Raw genomic sequence first — 6,705 nt, forward strand, 5'->3', positions numbered from 1 at the left:
CTAGTTAAGAGCATACAAAATATTCTGAGTTTATATTAAGGGAAAGATGCTCCTCCTCTACTCTTCTAGTTCCTTTATCAAGTCACGCCCCTACTGCCCTATCACACGGGCTGTCAAAGTACGTTTTGCTTCTTGTCTTTCTAATAAAAATTGCAGGGAACGGGATCCCTCGAAATGCTTTCACCTCACAGCTAAAGAACGTGCTCTCGGGATGACGTGTTTATTTTTTACTACAGATAATTTTGCAGTCCTCAGGGCCATCGCTCGTCTAACCCTTTTAGCAAGGAGTATCGAGAAAGAGTCGACTGGCGCAGGGCTTTCATCAACGTTAAGCATCATCACTCTCGCCTGTAATAGATATAATCGATGTTCGTTTCTGCTAAACAGGCAGGATCAAAAAGTCTGAGGCATAAATGGTGTATTCATTTTTGCCCGGCTCATCGGTAATAATCCGGAAGCCTGCATAATCAGGGAAGTCATCCGTAAACGTAAATTCAAAACCATTCTTTCCTTCCGCTTTGGTCAGGTGCTGTTCGGAGAGTACCTCACCATCATGGTTAAACAGAATTGCCTTTATTTTTCTGATCTTAAATACACCCTTACTTAACAAGAGCATAACCGTATCTCCCTTTTTAGCTGCAAAGCTTGATGGCTTTACTGCCCCAGCTTTCGCCTTTCGGAGATAATCTGTAATGGCTGCGGTGTAGGCATTCGGCAACTTCAATTGCCTGGCCTTCTGCATGTAATAGGCCTTTAACTTCTTGTCCATCATGGCATGGCTGGCAAAGAATGTCGCCTCCCTAAACTTGCCCCTTGCTTGTCGGCGTGCCTCTGTATTGGTCTCGTTCTTATACTTCGGCCTCATGGAGACTACGGTCTTCCCATTATAATTCCTGAAGATGAGGTCGCCCAGCGCACCCCTCAGGTTTCGGTGTAGCTGACTCGTGCTTATAGCCATGGTTCGATTTTTAGTGCCTTTTATGAATGATGATCTAAGATACGATGAAAGCGGCAATTAATAAATACCGTTGTTAGAAGATAGTATGAAAATAGGGAGAGTGTAGGAACTTGAAGGATATACTGAAGCGAGATGGTTTATAATCAGGATGTTCGAGGTTAAGGGTTCTGGTTAATCCTGTTTCAGGTTTAAGGTTGCAACCGTTTAACAACATGGTAACTTGAAACCTTAAACTTGTAACGATTGGATTTGGGGTTTGGGATTGTTTCAGGTTCAAGGTTACAGGTTACAGGTTTAAGGTTCCGGGTTAGGTTTGAGAATTGTCAACTGCCCATTGTCAATTGTCAACTACCCCTATTGCCTACTGCCAATTGCCTACTGCCTACTTTCTTTGGTTCGAAGTTCTGGGTTCTGGGTTGTTTAAGGTTTAAGGTTCCGCAACCACCTTTTAACAACATGTAACTTGCAACTTTAAACTTGTAACAATTGTGTTTGGGGGTTAAGTCTGTTACAGGTTTAAAGTTAAAGATTTAAGGTTATGTTTAAATTTTGGCTTTGGTGATTCCGAATTGATTTTAAGAATCAGTAACTATTTTCGAGTCTTAACGTTCAGCTGTTTCTTTCTAAGTTTATGGGTTAGCATCATTCATCTATATCATTCGCATTTCTTTTTGCTTGCCTCCCGAAATTATCGGGACAGGCACAGAAACGCTCGCAAAGAAAAAGGGCACACAAAAATATGCTGCCCAACGCACCTTCCGGGACACCCCGTCCCGATAGCTATCGGGATGAGGCCACCGCTCGCCTCTCCATTTAAGATCGTGTGAAGGATACTGTGCTGTGTTTTCGAAGTTCACAGATTGTCAACTGTCAACTCTTTATTGCCTACTGCCAATTGCCTACTGCCTACTTTCTTATTGGTTCGAAGTTCTGCGTTCGGGGTTAAGTTGTTACGGGTTTAAGGTTTAACAACATGTAACTTCCAGCCTTTAACTTGTCCCAATTGAAGAGGTAGTTCAGACATTTCATAGTACCTCTTGCAAGGCCAGGGGATTCCCTCGCAACTGCTTTAGCTTTTTATAGTCTCTATCGTAGGCGGGGAATGACGAAAACGATGAAAGTGTCTGCGCCTTCCTAATGCTGTTCTTTCCTTGCTAAAATCTAAGATGAGAAACTAAGTGCGATGATTCGACATAAAAGGGAGCTGTACCCTAACTAAACTCCTTAAACTGATACAGAAGATTTTATACAAGCGTCCGTATCCGGCATTTCTATAGTTACATTTCAACAACATGTAACTTGAAACCTGAAACTTGTAACAATTGTGGTTCGGGGTTTGAGATTGTTACAGGTTCAAGGTTACAGGTTACAGGTTTAAGGTTCCGGGTTAGGTTTGAGAATTGTCAACTGCCCCATTGTCAATTGTCAACTTACTCCATTGCCTATTGCATTGTGCCTACTGCCTACTTTCTTTGGTTCGAAGTTCTGGGTTCTGGGTTAAGTTGTTTCAGGTTTAAGGTTACACGTCTATGGTTCAATGTTTCCCAACCTTTTAACAACATGTAACTTGCAACCTTTAACTTGTAACGCACGGGTTCGGGGTTTGGGGTTGTTACAGGTAAAAGTCAAAGGTTTGGGATCTGTATCAGAGTGAGATTGTCAACTGCCAGTTAAATGTTCGCAGAATCAGAAACCAAACTTGACACCAACTAAAAACTGCCGTGGGCGGAGTTGGTAGGTGGTTTGGTAGATGGTGAACGTGTTTTGATTGTAGTCTACAAAACTGTTCTCATTAAATATGTTTTCGATGCTTAGTGTCGCATCTATGCGTGGCCTGGTAAAGGTATACTGATAGCGAAGATCTACAAATGCCTGTCGTGTTGTTCTGTTCTCGAACCAGTTTGTATAGCTATCAAAAGATATACTTATTTGCTGCTCTTTATCAGGAAATACAAACAGTGATGCCGTTTGTAAAAACTGATCGACATGGTTGGCAGTCTTGTGATCAATGATTACATCAGCTCGCTTCACCGATCCGCTATACGATAAAGAAGTATACTTACTAACATTTATATCGATGCCTGGCGAAAGGGTTATTGACCTGTTTGTTACCATACTTAATGCATCGTTGATGATTTGATTTCTTTTGCTCTCCTGCAAAGCATAGTCAAGGCGAATGGTAGTATTGATCTCATCAACAAACTTACTTACCTGCCCTCTTAAATGTTGTATCCGGGCTCGGTTATCCTGGTTTACAACATTCGTATTTATTATTCCGGCAGGTGATATAATGCTTTCGTAAAGGATATTATGGTGTTGCCTTGCGTATGAATACCCTGCATTGAAGAAGAAGGAAGTAAGTGGATTCCGGTAACTGATATTTACCCCTGCATTATTCACTGATTGTTTTGGTATTGCACTATTATAGTTTTCCTTTTGCCTGTAATTTTTCAGAATAGGATTGTAATGTATATCGTCTAAAATATATTTTTCCTGCCTGCTTATTCTTGCATAAGCTTCCCAGAATCCATTGATAGTATAGGTAAGTCTGAAGGTTGGGTTAAAAAATAACTTCTCCGGTTTTTGTTCGACTTTTTCCTCCTCATCTCTTGCTATTACCTGCTGGTATGACAACGGAAGTGCTAATTGCAACTTCAGCTTTCTTTTCTTGTACACCAGTTTCGTTTCATAGTATGCATTGTAGTGAAAGATTTCCTGGTTATTTCTATAATCATCGACTGCCTGTTTTACACCATTGCGATGTTCAATTGCACTACCTGAAAGAGCCCTGTATTCGTAGTCAAACCCTAGCTTGCCATCAAAAGAAATTTTTCCGAATTGATGTCCATAAGCAGCACTGTGTTTGGCTACTACATTTCGTTCCCGTAATGATTGTTGAATATGTTGGGGGTTGGGTTGTCCTTCACTTAATGATACTAGCCCAGGCTGTACGTTTAACGTATGACGGGTTGATTGGAGAGTAACCTGAGAACGCAGGCTGACAAGTTGCTTACCTAACGGTCTCAACCAAATCAACTGATTTGAAAGCGACTTAAAAGGGAGGTCGGCATCCTGGTTAAATGTTGTTCCTGCAAAAGTTGTACTGCCCTCCTGCTCACTCTTCTTCACGTTAAACTGCAGGAGGTCTCTTACATAGGCATTCTTGTCGTTCTTAAGAAGGTTAATTTCACCTTCAAGGTGGTGTGTATGATAACGGTTATAGGTTGGCTCTGTTACCCGCACGGTATCCTCAGGGAGCAAGTAAACTGTTTCAGAAGCGCCATATTCCTTATTCCGGAAGGTATGATAGGATATATATGCTTTTGCCTCGAATGAATTATTAAGCTTGCGGAGTACATTGAGGGTACCCAGGTGACTACTATTAAAAAGTATGCGGCGGTTATCGAAATTTGGTTTGCTTAATTTATGTATTTCCACTCGTGGATTTTCATTGTCAGGTATTATATAGTCGTCAAGAATTGTCTCTTTTGACAGTACCCGTATTTGATTCCCCAACTCTTCGCCTGAATTGTTTGACTGCAATGACGCGATGCCTTGTGTTTTTGCATTAAAAAACATCGGAGTGATGTTTACTTCATGCAATGATTCATCTTCATTCACTCCTGCCAGTGCCTGTACCTGTCCTGTTGTCGTTATCTTATTCATAAGCCTGATGTTGAGTGATGTTTTATCGCTATAAGCGATACTATCCAGCAACCGGATAGGCTGATGATTCTCCAACACTTCAACTGACTTCACGGATTGTGCCGGCAGATTATTGCTGGCGAGAGAATATCTTCCGCCTAATAAGTCCAATCCTTCTATGTAAAACTTTTCGATGGGCTCACCCTGGTATTCAATAGTTCCGTCTGCCCGAATATTAAGCCCAGGCATACGACTTATTACATCTGCAACAGCTCTGTCCTGTGCTTTCTGAAAACTGCTGACGTCATAGATTATCGTGTCACCCCTTTTACTGATTGAAGGCGAATCTTTGAATACGATTTCCTTTAACGGATGGTTGCGATAATCAAGTGTAAGTGTAACATACTGCGACTTATTAGGAAGCTGAAGAACTGTATCTTCAATACTTTGGCCAGTTACTTTAAGGAATATACTATCGCTATCCGAATCATATTTTACCTCAAAATAGCCAGAGCTATCGGCAATAGCATAAGCTATTGCTGGTCCCTGTGGTTCTTCCTTAACCATTGCATTAATAGCAGAAAGTGCTTTACCACTGAGGTCTCTCGCGTGCCCGCTTAGGTTTTGTATTTTCTGTGCAGAAAGGTGTTGTGAACTAAGAAGGAAGGCGTTCAGAAATAAGCAAAATAAAAACCTTACTGACAGGTTAAACATATTTTCTACTCCATTTCAATAAGATTATTTACAACCTGCATGTCCTGATCCATTTTCTTCTTTTGCTCTGCGTCGACATTGAATTGAATACCAGCTTCAGAATAGGCCTGTGTAACGCTTCCGTAATATCTTCTAACTGCTTTAAGATACTCCTCCCGTTTTACATCAATATAAACTATTTCCTTATCACCCTCTACATAGGTACATGAGTTCTCATTCCCGCTAAGCAGAAAGTGATGTGACTTACTCTGATCGTATACTTCCACAATTAAACCGGGCAAACCGTAAAATTTATAAGGACCTTCCTGTAAAGGAATTTCTTCAGTAAACCATGCCTCAAATTCCTTTCCATATAGCCGCGTGGTGGCTAACTGGCAATGTAGTCCGTTGATCACTTTTGTCTTTTTCTTGATTGACCAGTTAAGCGGAGTTAGTTTTTCTGCATACCTATAATTTGTTTTAACAATCTTATCGGTATAAATATGTTGCTGTTGATTGTAATTTCTCTGAAGAGCAAACTTGAAATTAGCCCGGGGAAGTTTGTTCAAATTAGCGGCAAACTCCTGAGACGGAACATTTCTTTCTTTCATTGCCTTTATTTCACTGTTACGACGAAAGTTCGAATAACTTTCGAACACAGTTATCCCATCTTTTATAACCAGGATCATCTGGTCCTTCCAAACCTTATTGGTATCGATGGTAGAAACGTGGGCTGTATAGTTATAATAAAAGCATCTTTCCTTGTCAACTATCTGGCTGAACGAAGAAAAACTGTATAAATAACATACTAATAAAGCTACTAAGTATTTCATTTATAAGAATTAAAAAATTGCCCTAGGGACCCGGTCGACTTAAGAATTAAAACAGACCGATTAACTAAAAAATAATTATGAACTTATTTAAATATAAAGCATGAGACTTTATTTAAGCAAGCAGCACCTGAGGTAATTCAGTGATGAACTAAAAAATACTCCTTTGTAGGTATGACCTTCTTTTCCAATAACGGAACTGCTGGTTATAAGACTTTGCCTATTTCAATTGCCTACTTTCGTATTGATTCGATGTTCTGGGTTCTGGGTTTGGGATTGTTACAGGTTTAAGGTTACAGGTTTAAGGTTTCGCAACAACCTTTTTACAACATGTAACTTGCAACCTTAAACTTGTAGCAATTGTGGTTCGAGGTTAAGTCTGTTACAGGTTTAAGGTTTAAGGTTAATTATTCGAGGTTCTAGGTTGGGGAATTGTTTAAGGTTACAGGTTACAGGTTTAAGGTTCCGGGTTAGGTTTGAGATTCGGACTTCAGGAATTCTGTGTTGTCTTTTTGAAGTTCGGGATTGTTAACTGCCCCATTGTCAATTGTCAACTTACTCCATTGCCTACTCTTATAT

The 6,705-nt window shown here is 40.3% G+C and carries 3 protein-coding genes; all 3 read right to left on the minus strand.

The window, feature by feature from the left end:
* Positions 1-379: 379 nt before the first annotated feature.
* Entirely contained in the window at positions 380-958 is a 579-nt protein-coding gene (locus KK060_RS24215) for a hypothetical protein (protein WP_254157762.1), read from the minus strand.
* A gap of 1,686 nt (positions 959-2,644) precedes the next feature.
* Positions 2,645-5,317: a hypothetical protein gene (locus KK060_RS24220; protein WP_254157764.1), complete on the minus strand. Its 2,673-nt coding sequence runs from the start codon at positions 5,315-5,317 to the stop codon at positions 2,645-2,647.
* Positions 5,318-5,322: 5 nt separating this feature from the next.
* Complete coding sequence (locus KK060_RS24225) at positions 5,323-6,129, minus strand: GLPGLI family protein (RefSeq protein WP_254157766.1); 807 nt, start codon at positions 6,127-6,129, stop codon at positions 5,323-5,325.
* Positions 6,130-6,705: the final 576 nt, after the last annotated feature.

It is taken from the genome of Chryseosolibacter indicum, from assembly GCF_018598585.1.
GTDB classification, from domain to species: Bacteria; Bacteroidota; Bacteroidia; order Cytophagales; family Cyclobacteriaceae; genus Chryseosolibacter; species Chryseosolibacter indicus.

Coding starts and splice junctions, on each gene's coding strand:
- KK060_RS24220 (WP_254157764.1), bottom strand. CDS start 5,317: ATGTTTAACCTGTCAGTAAGGTTTTTATTTTGCTTATTTCTGAACGCC.
- KK060_RS24215 (WP_254157762.1), bottom strand. CDS start 958: ATGGCTATAAGCACGAGTCAGCTACACCGAAACCTGAGGGGTGCGCTG.
- KK060_RS24225 (WP_254157766.1), bottom strand. CDS start 6,129: ATGAAATACTTAGTAGCTTTATTAGTATGTTATTTATACAGTTTTTCT.